Annotated in this window: 17 protein-coding genes; 2 read left to right on the top strand and 15 right to left on the bottom strand. The window is 62.0% G+C overall.

Features of this window, described 5'->3' with window-relative positions; translation table 11 throughout:
• Positions 1–40 precede the first annotated feature (40 nt).
• From KGA83_RS28635 to KGA83_RS28600, 8 genes are all read right to left on the bottom strand, one after another.
• A complete protein-coding gene (locus tag KGA83_RS28635) occupies positions 41–382 on the bottom strand; it encodes a potassium channel family protein (protein WP_223531428.1) in 342 nt (113 codons plus the stop codon).
• A gap of 341 nt (positions 383–723) precedes the next feature.
• The gene (locus tag KGA83_RS28630; protein WP_223531427.1) at positions 724–2,367 is read right to left on the bottom strand and encodes a fatty acid--CoA ligase; all 1,644 of its coding nucleotides are present in this window, start codon (positions 2,365–2,367) and stop codon (positions 724–726) included.
• A gap of 24 nt (positions 2,368–2,391) precedes the next feature.
• Positions 2,392–4,170 carry an acyl-CoA dehydrogenase C-terminal domain-containing protein gene (locus KGA83_RS28625; RefSeq protein WP_223531426.1) on the bottom strand — a complete coding sequence of 593 codons (1,779 nt, stop codon included), beginning with the start codon at positions 4,168–4,170 and terminating at the stop codon, positions 2,392–2,394.
• 6 nt (positions 4,171–4,176) lie between these two features.
• Positions 4,177–6,696, bottom strand: a complete 2,520-nt coding sequence (locus KGA83_RS28620; protein ID WP_223531425.1) for an efflux RND transporter permease subunit — start codon at positions 6,694–6,696, stop codon at positions 4,177–4,179.
• A 16-nt stretch (positions 6,697–6,712) separates the two neighbouring features.
• Positions 6,713–7,804 carry a WD40/YVTN/BNR-like repeat-containing protein gene (locus tag KGA83_RS28615; RefSeq protein WP_223531424.1) on the bottom strand — a complete coding sequence of 364 codons (1,092 nt, stop codon included), beginning with the start codon at positions 7,802–7,804 and terminating at the stop codon, positions 6,713–6,715.
• Positions 7,805–8,006: 202 nt separating this feature from the next.
• Positions 8,007–9,365 carry a DUF1329 domain-containing protein gene (locus tag KGA83_RS28610; RefSeq protein WP_223531423.1) on the bottom strand — a complete coding sequence of 453 codons (1,359 nt, stop codon included), beginning with the start codon at positions 9,363–9,365 and terminating at the stop codon, positions 8,007–8,009.
• 41 nt (positions 9,366–9,406) lie between these two features.
• Positions 9,407–11,410: a DUF1302 domain-containing protein gene (locus KGA83_RS28605; RefSeq protein WP_223531422.1), complete on the bottom strand. Its 2,004-nt coding sequence runs from the start codon at positions 11,408–11,410 to the stop codon at positions 9,407–9,409.
• A 123-nt stretch (positions 11,411–11,533) separates the two neighbouring features.
• Positions 11,534–12,100 (bottom strand): RBBP9/YdeN family alpha/beta hydrolase, encoded by a 567-nt coding sequence (locus KGA83_RS28600; protein WP_115948096.1) that lies wholly within the window; start codon positions 12,098–12,100, stop codon positions 11,534–11,536.
• A 356-nt stretch (positions 12,101–12,456) separates the two neighbouring features.
• Here KGA83_RS28600 and KGA83_RS28595 point away from each other — a divergent pair, with 356 nt between their 5' ends.
• A complete protein-coding gene (locus tag KGA83_RS28595) occupies positions 12,457–13,473 on the top strand; it encodes an AraC family transcriptional regulator (RefSeq protein ID WP_223531421.1) in 1,017 nt (338 codons plus the stop codon).
• Between the two features lie 173 nt (positions 13,474–13,646).
• Here KGA83_RS28595 and KGA83_RS28590 read toward each other — a convergent pair whose 3' ends face one another.
• From KGA83_RS28590 to KGA83_RS28560, 7 genes are all read right to left on the bottom strand, one after another.
• On the bottom strand, positions 13,647–14,657 hold the full coding sequence (locus KGA83_RS28590) for a YeiH family protein (protein ID WP_108218307.1): 1,011 nt from the start codon (positions 14,655–14,657) through the stop codon (positions 13,647–13,649).
• On the bottom strand, positions 14,654–14,980 hold the full coding sequence (locus tag KGA83_RS28585; RefSeq protein WP_108218306.1) for a Rieske (2Fe-2S) protein: 327 nt from the start codon (positions 14,978–14,980) through the stop codon (positions 14,654–14,656). Before KGA83_RS28585 ends, KGA83_RS28590 begins: the two co-directional genes overlap by 4 nt.
• On the bottom strand, positions 14,977–15,639 hold the full coding sequence (locus KGA83_RS28580) for a DsbA family protein (RefSeq protein ID WP_223531420.1): 663 nt from the start codon (positions 15,637–15,639) through the stop codon (positions 14,977–14,979). Before KGA83_RS28580 ends, KGA83_RS28585 begins: the two co-directional genes overlap by 4 nt.
• The gene (locus KGA83_RS28575; RefSeq protein ID WP_108218304.1) at positions 15,636–16,967 is read right to left on the bottom strand and encodes an MFS transporter; all 1,332 of its coding nucleotides are present in this window, start codon (positions 16,965–16,967) and stop codon (positions 15,636–15,638) included. Before KGA83_RS28575 ends, KGA83_RS28580 begins: the two co-directional genes overlap by 4 nt.
• Before the next feature lie 92 nt (positions 16,968–17,059).
• A complete protein-coding gene (locus tag KGA83_RS28570) occupies positions 17,060–18,112 on the bottom strand; it encodes a 3-keto-5-aminohexanoate cleavage protein (protein WP_108218303.1) in 1,053 nt (350 codons plus the stop codon).
• Positions 18,113–18,223: 111 nt separating this feature from the next.
• The gene (locus KGA83_RS28565) at positions 18,224–19,072 is read right to left on the bottom strand and encodes a TauD/TfdA dioxygenase family protein (RefSeq protein WP_223531419.1); all 849 of its coding nucleotides are present in this window, start codon (positions 19,070–19,072) and stop codon (positions 18,224–18,226) included.
• A 13-nt stretch (positions 19,073–19,085) separates the two neighbouring features.
• Complete coding sequence (locus KGA83_RS28560; protein WP_218429410.1) at positions 19,086–20,066, bottom strand: quinone oxidoreductase family protein; 981 nt, start codon at positions 20,064–20,066, stop codon at positions 19,086–19,088.
• Between the two features lie 202 nt (positions 20,067–20,268).
• Here KGA83_RS28560 and KGA83_RS28555 point away from each other — a divergent pair, with 202 nt between their 5' ends.
• Positions 20,269–22,191 (top strand): alkaline phosphatase D family protein, encoded by a 1,923-nt coding sequence (locus KGA83_RS28555; protein WP_223531418.1) that lies wholly within the window; start codon positions 20,269–20,271, stop codon positions 22,189–22,191.
• Positions 22,192–22,277: the final 86 nt, after the last annotated feature.

The following is a 22,277-nucleotide window of genomic DNA, read 5'->3' as shown; positions in this document are numbered from 1 at the left end:
TGCGCGTTATCGTTGACGATCATCGCGAGCGAGCTCGCTCCTACACACCCTTGCGTGACGCCGTCACCGTCACTTCAATCGCCCGGACACTGATCGCCGCGAACGTCGCGGTCATCAGCACGCCGTTGAAACCCAGCAGCACTGCCAGCACTCGCGAGATGCCCAGTTTGGGCACCAGTTCTCCATAGCCGATGGTCAGGCCCGTCACGAAGGCGAAGTAGACACCGTCATCCGGGCTCCACCCTTCCAGTTGGGCGATGATGAGGCCGAAGGCAATGATCACTAACAGCAGTATCGAGAAGATCGGCCAGACCACTTTGAAGTAGAACCAGACGGCTTTATAGAACTCGTGGCGGACGTTTGATGCACGGGTGAAGTTCATGTCGTGGGCTTCCTGGGATTTGACTGACCGGCAATTGAATACGCGGCGGTTCAATACCCCGTTCAGCTTGGCACAAGCGCTGAAAACCGCGACCGACGGGGCGTTATCTTTGGCCAGGACTATGACAAAGATGACGCCCCGCAAACTATCCAGAAACCGCCTGACGACGGTGGAATTCTGTAGGAGCGAGCTCGCTCGCGATGGTCGTTAACGATAACGCGTGTTTCCTGGTTATACGCGGCGCTCTCCAGTCCATCGCGAGCAAGCTCGCTCCTACAATAACGCGGCGTTCTCGAGTCCATCGTCGGAACGCCGCCCGGAGCAGGCTCGCTCCTACAACCTCAGTTCGCTTCCGTTTCCCGAATCAGCTTCTTGTTGATCTTGCCGACGCTGGTCTTGGGGATTTCGGCGACGAATTTGAACTGCTTGGGGATCGCCCATTTGTTGATGCGCCCGCCGTCGACGAAGGCTTGCAAATGAACCTCCAGGATCTTGCGGTCGAGGTATTGCCCCGGCTCGCAGACGACCATGGCCATGGGCCGTTCGCCCCATTGTTCGTCGGCAATGCCCACCACGGCGACGGACATCACGCCCGGGTGTTCGCTGATCAGGCTTTCCAGTTCAAGAGAGCTGATCCACTCGCCACCGGTCTTGATCACGTCCTTGATGCGGTCCTTGATTTCCACGCCGCCCAAAGCGTCGATAGAGGCCATGTCGCCGGTGTGCAGCCAGCCGTTGTGCCACAGTTCCGCGCCTTTGTCCGGGGCTTTCAGATAGCCCTGGGTCAGCCACGGCGCGCGCACGACGATTTCGCCCAGGGACTCGCCGTCATGGGCCACGTCGTTGCCGTCGGCGTCGATGATCTTCAGGTCAACCATCGGCACCGGCGTGCCGGTCTTGATGCGGATCGGCAGTTGCGCTTCGGCGGACAGCTGCAGGTCTTCATCGCGCAGGTACGTCAGGCACAGCAACGGGCAGGTTTCCGACATGCCGTAGCCGGCGTGCACCACCATGCCTTTGGCATTGGCTTCGCTGGCAACGCCCAGGGTCAAGGCGCTGCCACCGAGGAGCATTTTCCAGCCGTCGAAACGGGTCGCCTTGCCTTCCTCGCAATTGAGGATCATCTGCAAAATGGTCGGCACGCAGTGGGAGAAGGTCACCTTCTCTTCGCGGTACAGCCGGACCAGGCTGTTGGGTTCGTAGCGGCCGGGATACACCTGCTTGATGCCCATCAGGGTCGCGACGTACGGCACGCCCCAGGCATGCACGTGGAACATCGGCGTGATCGGCATGTAGACGTCGTCGGAGCGCAACAGCGGCGCACCTTGATAGACGCCCAGGGTGCCGACGGCATTCAGGGTATGCAGCACCAGTTGCCGGTGACTGAAGTACACGCCTTTCGGGTCGCCGGTGGTGCCGGTGGTGTAGAACAGCGTGGCGACCGAGTTCTCGTCGAAATCGGGGAAGTCGTACTGGTCCGGGGCCAGGGACAGCAGGTGTTCGTATTCGCCCAGCACCGGCAGCGAGGTCCTGGTCGCCTCGTCATCGGTGAGCTGCAGGTAGCCTTTTACGGTTTCCAGCCGTCCGTGGATCTGCTCGACCAAGGGCAGGAAATCGTCATGCACCAGCACCAGGTCATCCTCGGCGTGGTTCATGGTGAACAGCACCTGCTCCGGCGACAGGCGAATGTTCACCGTGTGCAGCACCGCGCCGATCATCGGCACGGCGAAGAAGCATTCCAGGTAGCGGTGGCTGTCCCAGTCGAGCAGCGCCACGGTGTCACCGGCCTTGACCCCGGCCGCGGTCAGCGCATTGGCCAGGCGGCGAATACGCTTGTTGAGGGTCTCGTAGCTGTAGCGCAGCTTGTCGGCGTAGACGATTTCCCGGCCCGGCTCGTAGCGCACGCCGGACAGCAGCAGTTGCTTGATCAGCAACGGATAGGCATAAGCGCCGTCGGCGGGCGGAATTATTTTTGTCGCCATCATGATTAAGGTTCCTTGTCCTTTCGATCAGAACTGATCGGCTTGCAGCTCGTAGAGGCAGTCGCTGCCGGCCTTGGCCGATGCGCTCAACGAGTGGATACGCGGCAGCAACCGAGCGAAGTAGAAACGCGCGGTGGCCAGTTTGCTGGTGTAGAAATCGTCCTCGGCATCGCCGCTCATGACGACCTTGGCCATGCGCGCCCACATGTAGGCGTACGCGGTGTAGCCGAACACGTGCAGGTACTCGACCGAGGCCGCGCCGATTTCGTTCGGGTTGTTTTGTGCCCGGTCGAGCAACCACGCGGTCAGCTCGTCGAGGGTGTCGACGGCGGCGTTCAACGGCTGGGTGAACTCGCCCAGGTCCGCGCAGGCATTGGCGGTGAAACTGCGGATTTCCGAGGCGAACAAACGGTAGAGCGCCCCGCCGCTGCCGACGATCTTGCGCCCGGCCAAGTCCAGGGACTGGATGCCGTTGGTGCCTTCGTAGATCTGGGTGATGCGCACATCACGCACCAGTTGCTCCTGGCCCCACTCACGGATGTAGCCGTGGCCGCCGAAGATCTGCTGGCCATGGATGGTCGTCTCCAGGCCCATGTCGGTAAGAAATGCCTTCGCCACCGGGGTCAGCAGCGATACCAGATCCTGCGCGCGTTGGCGTGTCGGTGCGTCTTCGCTGTACTTGGCGATGTCCAGTTGCAGGGCCACGTAACTTGAGAACGCACGGCCGCCTTCGTTCAAGGCTTTCATGGTCAACAGCATGCGGCGCACGTCCGGGTGGACGATGATCGGGTCGGCCGCTTTGTCCTTGTGCTGCGCGCCGGTCGGTGCGCGGCTTTGCAGGCGGTCACGGGCGTAGGCGACGGCGTTCTGGTACGAACGCTCACCTTGGGCCAGGCCCTGGATGCCCACGCCCAGACGCTCGTAATTCATCATGGTGAACATGGCCGCCAGGCCTTTGTTCGGTGCATCGACGATCCAGCCGGTGGCACCGTCGAAGTTCATCACGCAAGTAGCGGAGGCCTTGATGCCCATCTTGTGCTCAATGGAGCCGCAGGACAGCGCGTTGTTTTCACCCAGCGAACCGTCGGCATTGACCAGCACCTTGGGCACCAGGAACAGCGAGATGCCTTTGGGCCCCGCCGGTGCATCCGGCAGTCGTGCCAGCACCAGATGGATGATGTTTTCGGTGAGGTCGTGCTCGCCACCGGTGATGAAAATCTTGCTGCCGCTGACCTTGTAGCTGCCATCGGCCTGTGGCTCGGCGCGGGTGCGGATCAGACCCAGGTCAGTACCGGAATGGGCTTCGGTCAGGCACATCGAACCGGTCCAGGTGCCGGCGTACATGTTCGGCAAGTAAGCCGCTTTCAGTTCTTCACTGGCGTGGGCCTTGATCGACAGGCAGGCGCCGGCGGTCAGCATCGGGTACAGGCCGAACGACAGGCTGGCCGAGTTCACCATCTCTTCGACCTGCGCCGAAATCGCCTTGGGCATGCCCATGCCGCCGTACTGCGGATCACCGCCGACCCCCACCCAACCGCCTTCGGCGAAGGCTTGATAGGCCTGGGCAAAACCGTCCGGGGCGCTGACCGCGCCATTGCTCCAGGTGCAGCCCTGTTCGTCGCTGGCGCGGTTCAGTGGCGCGATCACTTCACCGCTGATCTTGCCGGCCTCTTCGAGGATGGCGGCGGCGGTCTCTTCATCGATCACGTCGGCCAGGCCGGGCAATTGTGCCCAGAGCCGGGACACCTGGAAAACCTCGTTGAGTACGAAGCGCATGTCGCGCAGGGGAGCTTTGTAATCAGACATCTTGGCTTACTCGGAAGTGGTCACGGCATGGGGCATGCCGGGACGTTCAGTGGATTCAATGTTTTCGGCTGCCGCGACAGAACCGGGCTGAGGGGCCCGTTCGCGCAACAGGAAGTACGAAAGCGCAGGAATGAGGATCAGCGCGCCGAGCATGTTCCACAGGAACATGAAGGTCAGCAGGATGCCCATGTCGGCCTGGAACTTGATCGGCGACCAGACCCAGCACACCACGCCGGCCGCGAGGGTGATGCCCACTAGCCCGACCACGCGGCCAGTGAACGACACGGCGTTGCGGTAAGCCTGGGATAACGGCAGGCCCTGGCGCTGGAAGTGCAGTTGCACGCTGAGCAGGTACAAGGCGTAGTCGACGCCGATACCCACGCCGAGGGCGATCACCGGCAGGGTCGCGACTTTCACGCCGATGCCCATGGCCACCATCAAGGCTTCGCAGAGGATCGAAGTCAGCACCAACGGCAACAGCGCCACCAGCGTGGCGCGCCAGCTGCGGAAGGTGATCAGGCAGAACAGCGTCACCGCTGCATACACGTACAGCAGCATGGTGCGGTTGGCTTCGCGCACCACAATGTTGGTCGCGGCCTCGATCCCGGCGGTGCCGGCAGCGAGCAGGAACTGGCGATCAGGGGTGCTGTTTTCCTTGGCGAACTTGTCGGCAATCGCCACCACGGCATCCAGCGTCTCGGCCTTGTGATCCTTGAGGAAGGTGATCACCGGCATCAGCGAACAGTCGGTGTTGAACAGCTCCGGCGAGTTGACCGAGGCTTGTTGCGCGGCGTAGTTGAGCACGTCCTGGTTACGCTGGATGCTGTTGAGCTTGGGGTTGCCTTCGTAGGTGCCGGCGGTGATCTGGCGTACGGCGTTGACCAGCGAAGCCGTGGCCTGCACGCCCGGATACTGTTGCAGCTCCCAGGCCAGGCGGTCGGCGAGCACCAGGGTCTTGTAGTTCAGGCAGCCTTCCGGTGCCGTCTTGATCATCACCGCGAACAGGTCGCTGGACAGCGCGTAATGCTGGGTGATGTAGGCGTTGTCGCGGTTGTAGCGCGAGTCGGCGCGCAGTTCCGGCGCACCGCTGTCCAGGTCGCCGATCTTCAGGTTCAGGCTGACCATGAAACCGCCGATGCCCATAAGCACCGCGACCAGAACCGCGCCCGTGGCCCACTTGGCGGTGGTGAAGCGGTCGAGCGCGTCCCAGAGTTTGCCGAAGCCTTTGTGCTTCTCTGCGCGGTTGTCGATTTTCAGCGCACGCTCGGCGGCTTTCGCGCCCACACCGACATAGGACAGGGCCACCGGCATCAGCAACAGCGAGGTGAAGATCAGTACCGCGACGCCGATGCTGGCGGTGATCGCCAGGTCCTGGATCACCGGGATGTCGATCAGCATCAACACCGCAAAACCCACCGCGTCAGCGAGCAACGCAGTAACCCCGGCGATGAACAGGCGGCGGAAGGTGTAGCGCGCGGCGATCAGCTTGTGGGTGCCACGGGCGATGTCCTGCATGATGCCGTTCATCTTCTGCGCGGCATGGGACACGCCGATGGCGAAGATCAAGAACGGCACCAGCACCGAGTACGGATCGATGGCATAACCCAGCCAGGCGACAATGCCCAGTTGCCAGACCACCGCGATCAGCGAGCAGCCGACCACCAGCAAGGTGCTGCGCACGCAACGGGTGTAGGCGTAGATGATGATCAGCGAAGTGACCACGGCCAGGCCGAAGAACATCATCACCTGGATCAGGCCGTCGATCAGGTCGCCCATGAGCTTGGCGAAGCCGATCACCCGCACCTTGTAATGGCCGGTGCCTTCGACCCCGGATTTACGCGCAGTGCTGTCACCGGCGTATTCGATCTTGTCGCGCAACTGCTCTTCGAGCATCTGCGAAAAAGCGTGGTAGTTGATGCGTTGGCCACCGGCCGCGGCTTTGTCCATCAGCGGCACGATCAGCATGGTCGACTTGAAATCGCTGGCCACCAGGCTGCCCACCAGACCGGCGCGGGAGATGTTCTGGCGCAGCTGCTCAATATCGGAGGGCGAGCCCTGATAACTGTCGGGCATCACCGGGCCACCCTGGAAACCGTCCTCGGTGACTTCGGTCCAGCGCACCGCCGGGCTCCACAGCGACTTCATCCACGCGCGGTCGACGCCTTCGGTGAGGAACAACTGGTCGTTGACCTGCTTGAGCACGTCGAGATATTCGGGATCGAAAATATCGCCCTGGGTGTTCTCGACCACCACCCGCACCGAGTTGCCCAACCCGCGCAGCGAAGCGCGGTTTTCCAGGAAGTTCTGAATGTAGGGCTGGCTCTGGGGGATCATTTTTTCGAAGCTGGGGCGCAGCTCCAGGCGAGTCACGGCCATGAAGCCCAGTACCACGGTGGCGAGCGCCATCAGCAGCATGAACAGCGGACGGTAGTTGAACACCAGCCGCTCGAGGAGGTTGCCGGAGCGACGATCGAAATCACGCAGATCGCGAATCACCGGCATGGCGTCTTGTTTGATATTGCCCATGTCTGGGTTCTCGCTCTTAGGGTTCGAGGGCTGGATCGGCGGACAGCGTCCGGGCACCACGGCTGCCGGCCAGCACCAATGCGCCAGCGGCGGACTGGGTGGCACCGGCGACCGGGGTCGGTGCCGGTTGCTGCTTCAGACGCAACTGCGCGCCCGTCCCTTGGCTGACCAGCATCTGCCCGCCCTGGGTGAACAAGCGATAATTGCCACGGGCATCGATCAGGCCCGCGGTGATGCTGACGTGCAGGCCGCTGTCCAGTGCAGTCCAGCTCTGGCCGCCGTCGGCGCTGCGCAGCACATTGCCGCGCAGGCCGTAGACCAGCACTTCGCCAGGCTTGCCGAGCACGCCGAAGAAGCTGCCTTGATAAGGCGTTGGCACGGCATTGAAGCGTTGGGCGCTGTCGTCCCATTTGAGCAACAGGCCTTGTTCGCCGACGATGTACAAAGCGTCACCGGTGGAGGCGATGGCGTTGAGGTGAAAACCCTGAGGGTTGTCGGTGCGATCCTGGAATGGCGTCCAGGTCAGGCCACCGTCGTCGGTGCGCAGGATCAGGTTGAACACGCCGACCACATAGCCCGTTTTGTCGTTGGCGAACCAGACGTCGAGCAGCGGTTTGTCCGCGCCCTGCTCGGCCAACCGCTGGCCCTCGGCAACCAGCAGCGGCCATTGCTCATTACCCGGTTCGGCGCTGGCCAGCGCCGTGTAGTGCTTGACCAGCAAGGCGCCGATCTGACGACCGTCGAGCTGTTTTTGCCAGGTCGCACCGGCGTCGCTGCTGTGCAGCACCACGCCGTCATTACCCACCGCCCAGCCTTGGGTGGCAGTCGGAAAATTCACCGCAGTGAGGTCGGCACTGGCCGGTACGGCGGCCTGTTGCCAATGCTTGCCGGCATCATCGGAAAACAGAATATGGCCACGCTGGCCGACGGCGATCACGCGCCCGCCGGCGCGGGTCATGCCAGACAGCGGGCTGTTGATGGCCAAGGCACTGACCCTGGCGGGCAGGTCCAGCACATCGACGTAATCGGCCGCCTGAGTGACGCCCTGCGACAGGCAGAGCACGACACCAAACGCCAGCCGCAAAATATTATTTTTATACGAACACATACTGCGTCCTCTTCGGAAAACCGCGCCGGGACACACATCCGTGTGCCTGACGTTCATGCCGTTGTAGGAGCGAGCTTGCTCGCGATGGTCGTGAACGATGACGCGTGCTGTCTGGATGCCCGCGTCGCCCTCTGGTCCATCGCGAGCAAGCTCGCTCCTACAACAACGCACCCGACCGTGCGGGTGCGTTGTTGCGGTTGGCTTAGCGAATGCCAGCGCCAGCCAGGGATTCCGACGACCACTGCGCCTTGGAGAGCGGCTCGATGTACTTGATGCCGCCGTACGGGCCGACTACACCGTTGATGTTGTACGAACCACCGACCAGGTCGTAGATCATGAAGGGCGTCGAATCCGGCACCTGCTTGTCGTAGCTCTGGCTCAGGAAGGCAAACGAACCACGATAGAGCTGACCACGGGCGTCATATTGATCCGAGGCCAGAGCGGTCCAGCTGTCTTCGTCGAGGTAGAAGCGGCGCTTGGCGTAGATGTGACGGGCACCGGCCTTGAGGTTGCCTTCGACGACCCACACGCGGTGTTTCTCCCAACGCACGAAGTCAGGTGACAGGTGATTGGCCGTGGTCAGCGACTTCGGATCCTGGACGTAGGTCAGCTTGTAGGTGTTGTAAGGCACGATCATTTCCTGCTTGCCCACCAGTTTCCAGTCGTAGCGATCCAGTGCACCGTTGAACACGAACACGTCATCGTAGGTGCCCGCGCCAGCGGTACCCGGGTTAGGCGTGTCGTAGGCCAGGTTCGGTGCCAGTTTCACCCGACGCTGACCTGGCAGGTATTGCCAGGCGCGACGTGGCTGCTGCAACGGGTTGGCGGCGTCCTTGAGCATCACCGCTTCGCCGGCCCGGCGTGCAGGGCCGGTGTACGCCAGCTTCATCTGGTAGTACACGTCGGCGCTGCTGATCGGCTGCGAGAGGTTTTCGTAGATCGGGTAGGAGATGTTCGCTTGCCCGGTGGTCGCCAGGGTCGGAACACCTGCGGAGTCGACGTTCCACGAGTCGTACTTGGTGCTGATGCTGACGCCTTGGTAGCGCAACAGGAAGTTCCACATCGCTTCATTGCCCGATTGTGGAATCGGGAACGGCACGCCCGGCAGCACGTTGTCGATGGCCAGGCCACCTTCCAGGGACTTGGCGCCGCTGGCGTTCTTCACGCCGTTATCCAGAATCGCCTGGGGCAGCGACACGGTGCGGTGCGTCGGGAACACGTCGACACGGAATGTCGGGAAACGCTTGGTCAGTTCTACCGTGGTCGCCGTGAGCATGCCCTTGTACTGATCGACATTCTTGCCGTCGATCACCAGTACCGGCTTTTCACTGGCAAACGGGTCCGGGCGCATGTTGTCACCGGCCTTGAAGCTGGCCGGCGGCGTGGTCAGGCCACCGTTGTAGGCAGGAATGGAACCATCAGCGTTCCCGGCTTTTTCAGCGCCCACCAGGGTCAGGCTGGTGCCCAGCCTGGCAGCTTCCTGGGTTGAAACAGCGGCCTGTGCCTGGGCGGCAAGGACCATGGCCAGCGAAGCGGCCAACACGGTTTGTGCGAATTTCATCTTGTTATTCTCCTGCTTGCATTGAGCAAATCAGTGGTGAATCAAAAGGTTGTTTTCATCGTCAAGTACACGGCGCCACGGTCCTCAGTCGTGGCACCACCTCCGGAGAAGGACGAGTAGCCACCGGCGAAACAGGCGTAGTTTTCATTGCCGCTAAAGGCGTTGGGCGTGGAGCCGTCACCACCGTTCGGGCCGGTACTCACACCGCTGACATTGCATTTTTCGGTCTTGCCGAAGGAGTCCACGTACTTCAAGTCAACGAAGTATTTGTTGTACACAACGGCACCGACGCCCACGGCATAGTTGCCGGTGTCCTTGGCACCGCCACCGGAGACCGGTGACACGCCAGCAAGACCGACGTTGACCGACATCGGCGCGTTGAGGTCGACACCGGGAAACACCTGGTACCAGGTCGGTGTGAAGTTGACTGCCAGACCCCAGTTGTCACGGGTCGGCGCGTCGATGCCGCGATAGCTGTCCTTGCCCTTGTAGAGTGCCGAGTTCTTGTCATCGAGCTTGAGCAGGTTGCTGTAGTACAGCTCGGCAAGCACGGTTGCCTGATCGAATACCGGCGTTTTCGGCAGGGTCATCAGACCGTTGAGCGTCCAGTGCAAGGTGTCACCGGTGGCGCTCATGCTGTCGCCGCGGCTCGGGGTGTCGTAGACCACACCGGTGGCGTCGGTACGCGCCGGCAGCAGACCAAGCCCTTGCCCCAGGCCCAGCGGGCTGCGGGTACTGACGATCGCCGGAATACTGGCCAGCGGCATGTTGTGACGGATGTTCAGGTCCGAACCGACGCTGATCCCGCCGACATCCTTGGACAGGCTCAGGCCAAAGATCTTGATGTTGTCGGCATAGGCCATCTGATAGGTGGCGGTGTCCAGCGAATTGAGGGTGTTGATCACCGCAGGCACTTGCCCCGCCGGACGGGTGCCGTTGGGGTTGGCCGAGGTAATGCCCCTGGCGTCCAGAAAGGCTTGCGGCAGGATTTCCGAGGTTTCGCGGTAGTAAACGCCGAGGGTGCCATCCAGCCAGGCCGGCGACCACTTGGCCATGATGCCCCAGTCGCCGCTGCTGCCCGGTGTCAGGTCATGGCCGCGACGCACGTTGGTCAACGCGTTGCACGGCGCCAGGCCACAACCCAGTGGACTGCCAGGCACCACGCCGTTGGTGTTGCCGAGCAGGAACGATTGCGCACCAAAGCCGACCAGGTCGGAACCACCGTAGTAAGTACCGGCTTCCGGCAGACGCGCGGCGTCCCAATCGAGGAAATACTGGGCACCCACGGTCAACTCGGGATTGACGGTGAACGACATCGACAACTGGTTACGCGGAACGAAAAGTTCCTTGGCCTCGGTACCCGGCGACGCGGCCAGCTTGGCCAGGTCGAGGCCGGACTGGCCGTAGCTGACCGAGTGCACCGGGTTGAGAATGGTCTCGCCCCAGAACACGTTGTGCTGACCGGCCTTGGCGCTGAACATCGACTCCTCGCCCACTTCAGTGCTGTAGAACACGAAGGCATCGAGGATTTCGCCCGAAGGACCGCTGTAGTAGCGCTGGGCATAGTTGCTCAGGTGCGGGCTGCCATTGCCGACGTTGTCATGGGTGACCCCGGCCAGGCGCGGGTCGTTGGCGATCAGGCCCGAACGCGCATCGTTGCCGTTGACGAACGGGTTGGAATTGGAACCGGTGTTGTCGTAGGCCTTGTCGTACCAGCTGGCGGCGCTGACGCGAAAGCCCATGGCGTTTTTGTAGACCACGTCCATTTCGGTCAACAGGTCGATACGGTTGGTGATGTTGGTGCCGGCCTTGCGAAAGTTGTAGTCGCCGTCGTTGTTGTTCGGCGTTGCCAACATGCGTTTGTCGGCGCTTTCGGTGCGTACGCCGTAGTTGTACTTCACGGTGTTATCCAGACGCGCGGTCCAGTCCGGATTGCCCAGATCGAGCTCGAACCCATGGGCCGCCGGCGCGATGACGGCCAGAATGGCCGAGGCCAGCAAGGTGTAGCGCGCTACGGTGAAGCCGTGACTCTTATTGTTGTGCATTGCGTTGTCTCCGCCTTTTTGTATTTGTTTTAAGCGCAGCCGCCCTCGCGCAAGCCTCTCTGGGTTTGCGTTTAAGGAATGAGGGCAAATGCCGGTGGCGTACTGCCAGTCCAGCTCCTTGTACTAGCGATCCAGCTCCAGGATGAGTGCTTCGGCTTGCTGCCAGTGGCCAAATCCTGCGGCCGGGTTGAGATGGCCGACATCGCCCAGATCGAGCAATTCGGCGCCCCAGCCTTCTGCCATGCGGGTGACCGCAGCAAGACTGGCAAGGTGATCGTTGGTGCTGCCGGCCACGATGCTGCGAAATGGCAGCGGGCCTTGTGGCAGAGGATTCCAGCCCTGGCTACGCAGGGTCTCGGAGGATGGATAGTTTGACGGCCAGACCGCATCGAGGTCCGGTGGCGCGGCCAGCAAAGCGCCCTTGATCGGACGGCTGTAATGCGCAGCCCAGTGCGCGACCATCAGCACGCCGGCGCTGTGGGCCACCAGAATCACGGGCCCGTCGATCTGTTCGAGTTCGTGTTGAATCGCCCGCACACGGGCCATGCAGTCGAGCTTGTCGGTCGTAAGCGGCGCAACACTGCGCACGTTGCTCAGCCTGGCGGCAAGCAATGTTTGCCAATGCTCGGCCACGTGCTCGCGCAGACCCGGAACGATCAGAATGGTGGCGGCAGTTTGCAGTTTGTCCACGGTCAACACCTTCGCTTTCTCGATAACTCGACTGGCTGTTTTCGCCAGGGGCTTTTTGTAGGGTCGACATTAAAGAGCGCCCACCCTAAGCGCTTTACATTGGACGTCAGGCACTTTTCTTTTGATGACAAATTGTCGGACACTCGGTCGCCGCGACCGCCGGTCGAGAAATCCCCCAGGTTGGCGCAAGGTCACTGTAATCAACGGATGAGCGCTGATCGCTCCCTGCAGCGTAGAGGATGGGTGACCGGACAGCATGAAAACCATCAACGACATGACAACTGTTCAACTGTTGATACGCTGGATATAGTCGCCACGCTCACGCCAACCGCCATCGGCCCAGGGAAGACTTTCGCATGACCAAGCTTGTTCGCGCCGCTGTCTTGACCAACTACCTGGAGGTCACCCAGTACCTGGGGTTCAACCCGCGCGACGTGCTGGCCGCTGTCGGCCTGAGCAGAGCCCAACTGCAAGCCCCTGAACACCGCATCCAGATCGATGCCGCCGTGCGGTTGCTGGAAGACTCGGCCGCCGCCAGCGGCTGCCAGACCTTCGGCCTGAGCATGGCCGAGTCACGCCAGCTTTCGGACTTCGGCGTGGTCAGCCTGCTGCTCAGCCACCAGCGCACCCTGCGCGATGCCTTGCAGGTCGTGGTGGATTACCGACACCTGATGAACGACTCGCTGGCGATCTTCATCGAAGAGGCCGGCAAGATGGTGATCATTCGCGAAGAGGTGGTCACCGAAACGCCCATGCCCAGCCGTCAGGCCACGGAGCTGGCCATCGGTGTGATGTTCCGGTTGTGCTCGGCCCTGCTCGGCTCGCACTGGCACCCCTACAGCGTCAACTTCATGCACCAGCCACCGGACAACCTGCACCTGCATCGCCGCTTGTTCGGCTGCAACCTGGAGTTCGGCAGCGAGTTCAACGGCATCGTCTGCCCGGACGTCAGCCTCGACATGACCAACCCCAACGCCGACCCGGCCATGGCCCGCTACGCCCAGAGCTACCTCGACTCGCTGCAGAACCACGAAGGCGCCTCGATGTTGTTCGAAGTGCGCAAGGCCATCTACCTGCTGCTGCCCATGGGCCGCGCCACCATCGAACAGGTCGCCCAGAGCCAGGGCATGAACGTGCGCACCCTGCAACGCCGCCTCAAGGACGACGGCTGCGCCTTCAATGACGTGATCAACGACGTACGCCGCGACCTGGTGCTGCGTTATCTGGATAATCCGAATTATCCGCTGAGTCGCATTGCCGACATGCTCGGCTACTCGATGGCGAGTTCGTTTACGCGATGGTTTATCAGCCAGTTTGGAATGCCGCCGGCGACGTGGCGGGCGCAAAAGCAGGCGGGGACGAAGCCGTCCTGACAGCCCGGCAAAAAAAAACGGCGACTGCTGGTACAGTCGCCGCGAAAACGCGAGGTTGGAACACAATCCCTGTAGGAGCGAGCCTGCTCGCGATCGCGGTGTGTCAGCCGCCATAAGTATTGATTGTGAAGCCGCTATCGCGAGCAGGCTCGCTCCCACAGGTTTCGTGATGCCTAGAGCCCCCAGCGCAGCAACAACAGCACCAGCACCACCAGGAACACCGTCTCCCCCACCATCAGCAGAATCGGCTTGATCCCGACCGCCGCCAGCTCCTTGAGCCGGGTTTTCATGCCCAGGGCGCTGATGGAAATCACCAGGCACCAGCGCGACAGTTCGTTGACCGATCCCTGCACCGCAGGCGCTATCCAGCCGGTGCTGTTGATGCAGGCCAGAATCAGAAAGCCGACGGCGAACCATGGCAACAACGGCGGGCGCTTGCCGGTCGGGTCGGCGCCTTGCATGCGGGTGATCATCGCCGCGGTGACGATCACCGGCAGCAGCATCGCCACGCGCATCAGCTTGACCACAGTGGCTGTGTCACCGGTCTCGGTCGACATGCTGTAGCCTGCGCCGACCACCTGGGCCACGTCGTGGATCGTGGCGCCGAGGAACACGCCCGCCACCTGCGGCGACAACTCCAGCCAGTTGGCGATCATCGGATAGACGATCATTGCCAGCGTGGACAGCGCCGAGACGCCGATGACGGTGAACAGTGTGGCGCGTTCTTTCTGCGGATGGTTCGGCAGCGCCGCCGCCAGCGCCAGGGCCGCCGAGGCGCCGCAGATGGCCGTCGCGCCGCCGGTGAGCATGCCGAACAGGCGCTGGAAGCCCAAAGCCTTGGCAGCGATCACAGACACGCTGATGGTCACCACCACCAGGATCACCACCAGGGCTATCGGCTTCCAGCCCAGCGCCGCCATTTGCTCCAGGGTGATGCGCATGCCCAGCAGCGCCACGCCAATGCGCAATACCGTGCGGGCAGTGAACTCGATGCCGGCCTTGCACGGGCCGTCATCGGCGAGAAAATTCAGGGCCATGCCCAGCAGTAAGGCGAACAGCATGACCGGCGCACCGTAGTGCTCGGACAAGAACGACGCGGCGGCCGCCACGATCAGGCTGACGATAAGCCCCGGTGCCAGTTCGCGCGTGCGACTGTGGATGCGGGTAAGAGCAATGGCGCTCATGGCGCGTTCTCCTCGGATGCGATGACGATAAACGCCTGGCCGTCGATGTTCTCGACCGGGTAGTGGGTGACTTTGACCTGGGTGGAATTGAGCATGTAGCCGCTGCGCAAATCGAAGCGCAAACCATGGGCGAGGCATTGAATCACCCGCCCCTCAAGACGCCCTGCGCATAGCGAAGAGCCTTGGTGCGGGCAGCTGTCGTCAATGGCGAACAACTGTCCGTCGACGTTGAACAACGCCAGGCTTTTGTCTTCGAACTCGAACAGCGCCCGGCCACCGGCCTGCGGGTGTTTGCCGGCAGGCACAGGAATGCGCCGGGTCATGCTGGCTGCCGCTCGCGATCACTTTCCTTGAGGGCTTCGTTCATGGCCCCGAGCAGCGCCTGAGCAGGTTGTGCGCCGATCACCGTCAGGCGACCGTCGAACTGAAAGCTCGGCACGCCATTGCTCGCCCCGGGCAAGCCTTCAAATGGCGTGGCGTCGCCCTTCAGGCAATCGAGCACTTCGTTCGTGTCGACGCCGCAGGAGTGGGCAATGGCCAGCAAGGTCTCGCGGCAACCCAGGTTTTCGCGTCTCAGGAAATAAGCGGCGAACAATCGTTCGAGCAACATTTCACGCTGACTGGCATTACCCGTTTCGCAGACACGAGCGAACAGACGTTGGGCGTCCGCGGTGTTGGGCATGGTCTCGATGCGACTGAGGTCGATGGCCAGGCCAACCGCCCCGGCAGCTTGCTGTACCTGGTTCTGACGCATGGCCACCGCGTCGGCATTGCCCAGGCGCTTGCGGTAGAAATCGGCGAAGGGTTCACCTTGTACCGGTATCTGCGGCAGCAACTGCACGCCATGCCACGCCGTGGTGATCTGCACATCCGGGTGACGGCTGCGAAACTGTACCTGCGCATGCTCCAGTTGGCGTTTGCCGATCAGGCACCAGGGGCAGATAAAATCGAAAAACACATCAATACGTAAACGACGACTCACAACTTCACCTCTATCCCGGCTGCGCTGACGGGCTCAGGCACGCTATGCCCCTCAAGCCGGGCAATATCTTTGTGGTAATGACACTTGGCATAAAAGAACACCGCCGCCGCCGCGAGGCTGACCAGTGGCACCAGTTGAAACGCGGCATGCAGACCGATGAGGTCGGACACACGGCCAGTCAGGAACGGCCCGGGTGCCAGCCCCAGCAGGTTATTGGCCAGGGTCAGCGTGGCGAACGCCGTACCGTGGACGGAGTAATGGGTCAGGTTGGCAACCATCGCACCGGCGGGGCCAGTGGTGCCGGTGGCAATCGCCATGCCCAGACAGATCAGCGCCAGTTGCACAGGCCCTGCCGACAATGCGAACGCTGCCGACAGCAGCAGGCAACTGCCCAGGCAAAAACCAATGGCCAGGCTGACCTTGCGCTCCGGCGAGTTCCGACACAGGCGGTCGCTGAGCATGCCGCACAGGATCATCCCCGCGCCGCTGCACAACACGATGATTGCCGCCATGCCGCCAGCCTTGTCGGTAGGCATGTCGTAGTAGCGATTGAGATAGCTGGGAATCCACACCATCACCGTACCGCCAACGAACAACTGCAAACCGCTGGCGACGTAGGTCGCCACCACCGAGCGGCTGGACCACAGCGTGCGCAGCGGACGCTTGACCGCGGCAGCCGTCTTGTTCGCAATCTGCGCGGCACGTTGTGGCGCAATGCGCGCTTCCTTGACGATGAGCGGATAGAGCACCGCCAGAAACAGGCCAAACAGCGACATGCCGGCGAACGACCAGCGCCAGCCCAGCTTGGCGGCAATCGCACCACCCAAAGCCATGCCCAACACCGAACCGAACATCCCGCCAGCCATGAAGGCGCTGGCCAGGGTGGCGCGCATGTGTTTGGGGAACACCGAAATCACCACGGCGATGCCCACGCTGCCGTAGGCGGCTTCGCCGACGCCGACCATGAACCGCGCGATGAACATCTGCTGGTAGTCCTGAGCCAGCGCGCAACCCAGGGTCGCCACGCTCCACAGGAACGCCATCAGCGCCAGGCTCTTGACCCGGCCGAAACGGTCGGCCATCAACGACAGGGGAAACGTCAGCAGGCCGACCATCAGGGCAACGATGCCGCTGAGCAGACCGAGCTGTCCGTCGCTCAACGCCCACTCAGTCTTGAGCAGCGGGAATACCGCGTTCAGCACCTGACGCGACATGTAATCGGAAATCAACAGGCCGAACGTCAGTGCAAAGACGATCCAGGCATATTGGCGCGCAACGCCGACTCCGCCGGAGTCGTCATCGTCAGCGGCGATTGGGTGAAAGGCCATGCAGCCTCCTCAAGAGCTTCGTTTTATTTTTGTTATCAAGCGTGTAACGGTCAGGCGGACGAGAGGTCACGGCCTCTCGTCCCGACCCACGGTCAACCGCGTTGCGGAGTACCTTTCTGCCCAGCCTTGCGGTTGGGGGCCATGCCGTTGGCCAACAGGGTTTCTTCGATGGTTTCGTACTGCACGCCGATGCGGTAGATCTCGCGGGCTTCTTTGCCGGTGGCGATTTCACGGCCCAGTTCATGGGCAATGCGCACGGTTTGCTGGATCTGGGCAACCGAGCCGAAACGATCGCCCTTGTGGTCAATGATAGTGTCTTCGTTGCCCACGCGCGGGTGCATGCCCATGGCCATCGACATGGTGTTGAACGGCATGACGTTCTTGAGCAGCGATTCGGAGGTCAGGGTGCAGCCATCCGGCGCGCGGTGGATGAAGTTGAAGAAGTTGAACGGGTTCGGGCCGTCGAAACCGCCGCCGATGCCGATCCAGGTCAGGTTCAGCGGGCCTTTGTAAACGCCACGGCGCACCAGGCGCTCAAGGGTTTCCAGGGCGTGCATGCCGGTCAGCTGGAAGTGCGGCTGGATGCCGTTGTCCATCAGGCGCTTGAGGTGCTCGGCAACCCAGGCCGGACCCGCCGGTACGGTCATTTCGCTGTAGGCGGCGTGGATCAACGGGTTGTCCAGGGAGGTGCCTTTCAGGTACTCCGGATACAACAACTCCATGATGTTCATTTGCGTGGTGTTGATCGCCACCGTGACCTGATCCGGTTTTGGCGTCAACTCGGCCAGCATGTGCCGAGTGTCGTCGGACAGCCACTTGGCCGCTTCGCCATCGCTTTCCGGAGCGAAGGAAATCGAACCGCCGACCTGGATGATCATGTCCGGCACGGCTTCACGTACACCGGCGATCAGCTCGTTGAACTTCGACAGGCGCTTGGAGCCCTTGCCGTCCAGTTCGCGCACATGCAGGTGCAATACGGTGGCCCCGGCTTCGTAGCATTCGACCGCTTTCTGGACTTGCTCATCCATGGTCAACGGGATGTCTTCCGGGAAGTCTTCGGGCATCCACTCGGGGCCGTACGGGGCCACGGTAATGACTACCTTTTCCATGTTTTCCGGGTGCAGGGAATCGTCGAAGAATTGCATGGTTACTCCAGTTCTTATGATTGTTCCGTCCACCCGGGGTCGTGCCGGGCAGACGTGTTTACGAGTGCTAATGCTGCGAGTGCTGCGAGTGCGGATGCCGGTGGCGTTCGATCAGAACGTCTTGTCGCCGATGATCCCGGCGCGTTCCATCTTGCGATGGCACGGCGGGTAATCCATGACGGCGTAGTGCTGGGTACTGCGGTTGTCCCAGATGGCGATGCTGTTGGGCTTCCAGCGCCAGCGCACCTGATACTCGGGGATGTACGCCTGGCTGATCAGGTAGCGCAGCAAATCACCGGCGCCGGGGTTGGCGTCCTGGCCGAAGCGCACCCGTTCAGGGGTGTGGTAGTTGCTGAAGTGGGTGGTGAAGGCGTTGACGAACAGCACCTTCTCGCCGGTTTCCGGATGGGTGCGCACCACCGGGTGTTCGGCGTCCGGGTACATCGCCTTGAGCGCCAGGCGTTTTTCAATCGGCATGGCGGCACCGAAGCTCGCTTCGATGCTGTGGCGGGCACGCAGGTCGGCGATCTTCACCTTCACGTCTTCCGGCAAGTTCGCATAGGCCTGGACCATGTTGGCCCACATGGTGTCACCGCCGACCGGCGGGCATTCCACGCAACGCAGCATGCAACCCATCGGCGGTGCTTCACGCCAGGTGGCGTCGCTGTGCCAGGCGTTTTCGTAGCGGTCTGCCGGCTGGTCCGGTCTCTTGTAGATCTGCACCAGCCCCGGATGATCCGGATCGCTGCCGGCCACCGGATGGTCCTCCAGCTCGCCGAAGCGTCGGGCGAAGGCAACATGCTCGGCGCGGGTGATGTCCTGATCGCGCAGGAACACCACGCGGTGCTTGAGCAACTGGGCGCGGATCTCGGCAAACAGGCCGTCGTCATGGACTGCGTCGGCGAGATTGACGCCGATCAGTTCGGCGCCGATGGAGCAGGTCAATTGTTCGACTTTCATGGCTGGCCGCTCCTTAAACGACGAAAATCGATGAGCCGGTAGTCTTGCGCGATTCAAGGTCGCGATGGGCCTGCACGGCGTCCTGCAACGCGTAGTGCTGGTTGATCTCGATCTTGATCCGACCGCTGCCGACGTGGTCGAACAGCTCACCGGCCAGGGCGGCTTTTTCCGCAGGGTCGCTGATGTAGTTGGCCAAGGCCGGACGGGTCAGGAACAGCGAGCCTTTCATAGCCAGCATCACCGGGTCGAACGCCGGGATCGGGCCGGACGCAGTACCCACGCAGACCATCAGGCCACGGGGTTTCAATGAATCCAGCGAACCCATGAAGGTGTTCTTGCCAACGCTGTCGAACACCACGTTGACACCCACACCGTCGGTCAATTCGCGAACGCGAGCGGCGACGTCTTCATGGCTGTAATTGATCGTATGGTCGCAACCGTGAGCCCGGGCGATTTCCGCCTTTTGCTCGGTCGACACCGTGCCGATCACGTTCAGGCCCAGCAACTTGGCCCACTGCGAAACGATCAGGCCGACACCGCCAGCGGCGGCGTGCAACAGGATGCTGTCGCCCGGTTTGAAGTCGTAGATGCGGCGCATCAGGTACGAGGACGTCAAACCGCGCATGGTCATCGCGGCGGCGGTCTCGAAGCTGATGGTTTCCGGCAGCTTGATCAGCGGCGCGGCCGGGATCAGGCGCTCGGTGCTGTAGGCGCCGAGGGTGTTGAGAAAACCGGTATAGGTGACGCGATCACCGACCTCGACGTTGGTGACCCCTTCACCAACGGCCTGGACTACCCCTGAGGCCTCGACGCCCATGCCGTTGGGCAGCGGGATCGCATAGGTACCGTTACGGAAATAGGTGTCGGCATAGTTCAGGCCAACTGCCACATGACGAAGCCGAACCTGGCCGGGACCGGGTTCGCCGACTTCGACGTCCTCATAACGCAGGACTTCGGGACCACCGGTTTCGTAGAAGCGTACGGCTTTTGCCATTTTTCTTATTCTCCAATCTGCAATATGGGCGTGTTGCATCGAATTGCGTTGATTGGACTGTAGGACGAGGCCTGTCGGGATGCTTCTCATCAGACGACAATGGCTTTTCATTTGGTGACAGGCAGAAACGGGATCGCTCCAGCCGGTCCCGCCGCCACCTGCGCTATCATCGCCCGCCACGCCCCAAGAGTCTTGAAGCCGGATGTCCGACACGCTGCCACTGCCCGACGATCACCAAGCCCTGCCGCCGGTCCTGGCCGGCCCGCTGTTGCGGCGCCTTGAGCCTGCGCGACTGGTACTGTGGCTGGTGGGTTCCCGGACGCTGGCGCTGACCTTGCGCTTGCAGGGCTTCGGCGATATCCGTCTCGATGCCGGGCAATGCACGGTGATTGCAGTGGGGGCTCATGCCTATGTGCACTTGATCGATGTGCAACTCGATTGCGCCCTGCCCCAGGATGAGTCGATCGACTATGACCTGCTGATCGATGGTACAGAAAAAGGCATCGCCGACTGGGCGCCGCACCTGCTGTATGGCGATGCCCGTTGCCCGAACTTCGTCCTACGCGCGCGGGTCGATCAGTTGCTGCACGGCTCTTGCCGCAAGCCTCATCACCCGGCGACAGACGGCTTGCTGTGCGTCGACCAGTTGCTGGCGCAGGAACACGCCGCCAAGGACCGCCCGGCACTGCTGATGATGACGGGCGATCAGGTCTACGCCGACGATGTCGCGGGGCCGATGCTGCGGGCGATTCACGCCTTGATCGAGCGCCTGGGTCTGTTCGGGGAACACCTCGAAGGCGCCGTAGTCAGCGACAGCGCCAGGCTCTACGAGCATCCCGCCAGTTACTACCACCGTGCCGATCTGCTGCCAGCGCTGCAAAGCAATGAAACCCTGCGCGAGCGTTTTTTCGGCGGTGCACGCAAGCCGATTTTCACCAGCAGCAGCGCCGACAATCACCTGGTGACCTTCGCCGAAGTCATGGCCATGTATTTGCTGGTGTGGTCGCCAGTGCCCTGGACCCTGATCGCGTCCCAGGCACCGACGCTGACGCCGGAAAGGCTCAAGCGCTACGCCCTTGAGCAGACGCGCATCGATGCCTTCAAGGCAGGCCTTGGCAACGTCGCGCGGGCCCTGGCCCATCTGCCGACGCTGATGATTTTCGACGACCACGACATCACCGATGACTGGAACCTCAGCGCGCAATGGGAGGAAACGGCCTACGGCCATCCGTTCTCCCGGCGCATCATCGGCAACGCGCTGCTAGCGTATATGTTGTGCCAGGGCTGGGGCAACAATCCGGATGCTTTCGCCGCTGTGCTGGATAAGGCCGGCGCGTTGAGCGACAGCGCACGCGATCGTCACCTCGACAGCATGGTTCAGGATGACTTGATCAGTGATTTGCTGAAGTTTCAGCACTGGCATTACGTGCTGCCGACCACCCCGGCCATCGTGGTGATCGACACCCGCACCCGGCGCTGGCGCAGCGAGATGAACCTCAAGCAGCCTTCCGGTTTGCTCGACTGGGAAGCCCTGAGCGAACTGCAACAGGAACTGCTGGACCACCCGAGTGCGATCATCGTTTCGCCAGCGCCGATCTTCGGCGTCAAACTGATTGAAACCGTGCAGCGAATCTTCAGCTGGTGCGGTTATCCACTGCTGGTGGACGCGGAAAACTGGATGGCCCATCGCGGTGCGGCGCAGGTGATCCTGAACATTTTCCGCCACTCGCGCACACCGGGTAACTACGTGGTGCTGTCGGGGGATGTGCACTATTCCTTCGTCTACGAAGTGCTGATCCGCCATCGCAAGGCCGGGCCGCGCATCTGGCAGATCACCAGCAGCGGCATCAAGAATGAATTCCCCGCTACCCTGCTCGAGTGGTTCGACCGCCTCAACCGCTGGCTGTACTCGCCACGCTCGCCGCTGAACTGGCTGACCAAACGACGACGCATGCGCATCGTGCCGCATGTGCCCGAACACGCTGAAGCCGGTGAGCGGCTATGGAACTCGGCGGGGATCGGGCAGGTGTTTTTCAATGACCTGGGGCAGCCGCAGACCATCTATCAGCACAACTCGAACGGCGCACCGAAGACCCGGATGATTGCGCCGGAAGGCGATGATTGAGGTAAAGAAGACACCACAAAAAACTGTGGGAGCGACGGTGCGGCGAGCAGGCTCGCACACACTGGATTTCTGGCATGTACTCTTTC

It is taken from the genome of Pseudomonas sp. GL-R-19, assembly GCF_019956375.1.
Lineage (GTDB): Bacteria > Pseudomonadota > Gammaproteobacteria > Pseudomonadales > Pseudomonadaceae > Aquipseudomonas.
This window is presented reverse-complemented; position numbering and strand designations above follow the sequence as displayed.

Coding starts and splice junctions, on each gene's coding strand:
- KGA83_RS28625 (WP_223531426.1), bottom strand. CDS start 4,170: ATGTCTGATTACAAAGCTCCCCTGCGCGACATGCGCTTCGTACTCAAC.
- KGA83_RS28610 (WP_223531423.1), bottom strand. CDS start 9,365: ATGAAATTCGCACAAACCGTGTTGGCCGCTTCGCTGGCCATGGTCCTT.
- KGA83_RS28570 (WP_108218303.1), bottom strand. CDS start 18,112: ATGCAATTCTTCGACGATTCCCTGCACCCGGAAAACATGGAAAAGGTA.
- KGA83_RS28555 (WP_223531418.1), top strand. CDS start 20,269: ATGTCCGACACGCTGCCACTGCCCGACGATCACCAAGCCCTGCCGCCG.
- KGA83_RS28595 (WP_223531421.1), top strand. CDS start 12,457: ATGACCAAGCTTGTTCGCGCCGCTGTCTTGACCAACTACCTGGAGGTC.
- KGA83_RS28590 (WP_108218307.1), bottom strand. CDS start 14,657: ATGAGCGCCATTGCTCTTACCCGCATCCACAGTCGCACGCGCGAACTG.
- KGA83_RS28560 (WP_218429410.1), bottom strand. CDS start 20,066: ATGGCAAAAGCCGTACGCTTCTACGAAACCGGTGGTCCCGAAGTCCTG.
- KGA83_RS28615 (WP_223531424.1), bottom strand. CDS start 7,804: ATGTGTTCGTATAAAAATAATATTTTGCGGCTGGCGTTTGGTGTCGTG.
- KGA83_RS28635 (WP_223531428.1), bottom strand. CDS start 382: ATGAACTTCACCCGTGCATCAAACGTCCGCCACGAGTTCTATAAAGCC.
- KGA83_RS28565 (WP_223531419.1), bottom strand. CDS start 19,072: ATGAAAGTCGAACAATTGACCTGCTCCATCGGCGCCGAACTGATCGGC.
- KGA83_RS28630 (WP_223531427.1), bottom strand. CDS start 2,367: ATGATGGCGACAAAAATAATTCCGCCCGCCGACGGCGCTTATGCCTAT.
- KGA83_RS28585 (WP_108218306.1), bottom strand. CDS start 14,980: ATGACCCGGCGCATTCCTGTGCCTGCCGGCAAACACCCGCAGGCCGGT.
- KGA83_RS28620 (WP_223531425.1), bottom strand. CDS start 6,696: ATGGGCAATATCAAACAAGACGCCATGCCGGTGATTCGCGATCTGCGT.
- KGA83_RS28575 (WP_108218304.1), bottom strand. CDS start 16,967: ATGGCCTTTCACCCAATCGCCGCTGACGATGACGACTCCGGCGGAGTC.
- KGA83_RS28605 (WP_223531422.1), bottom strand. CDS start 11,410: ATGCACAACAATAAGAGTCACGGCTTCACCGTAGCGCGCTACACCTTG.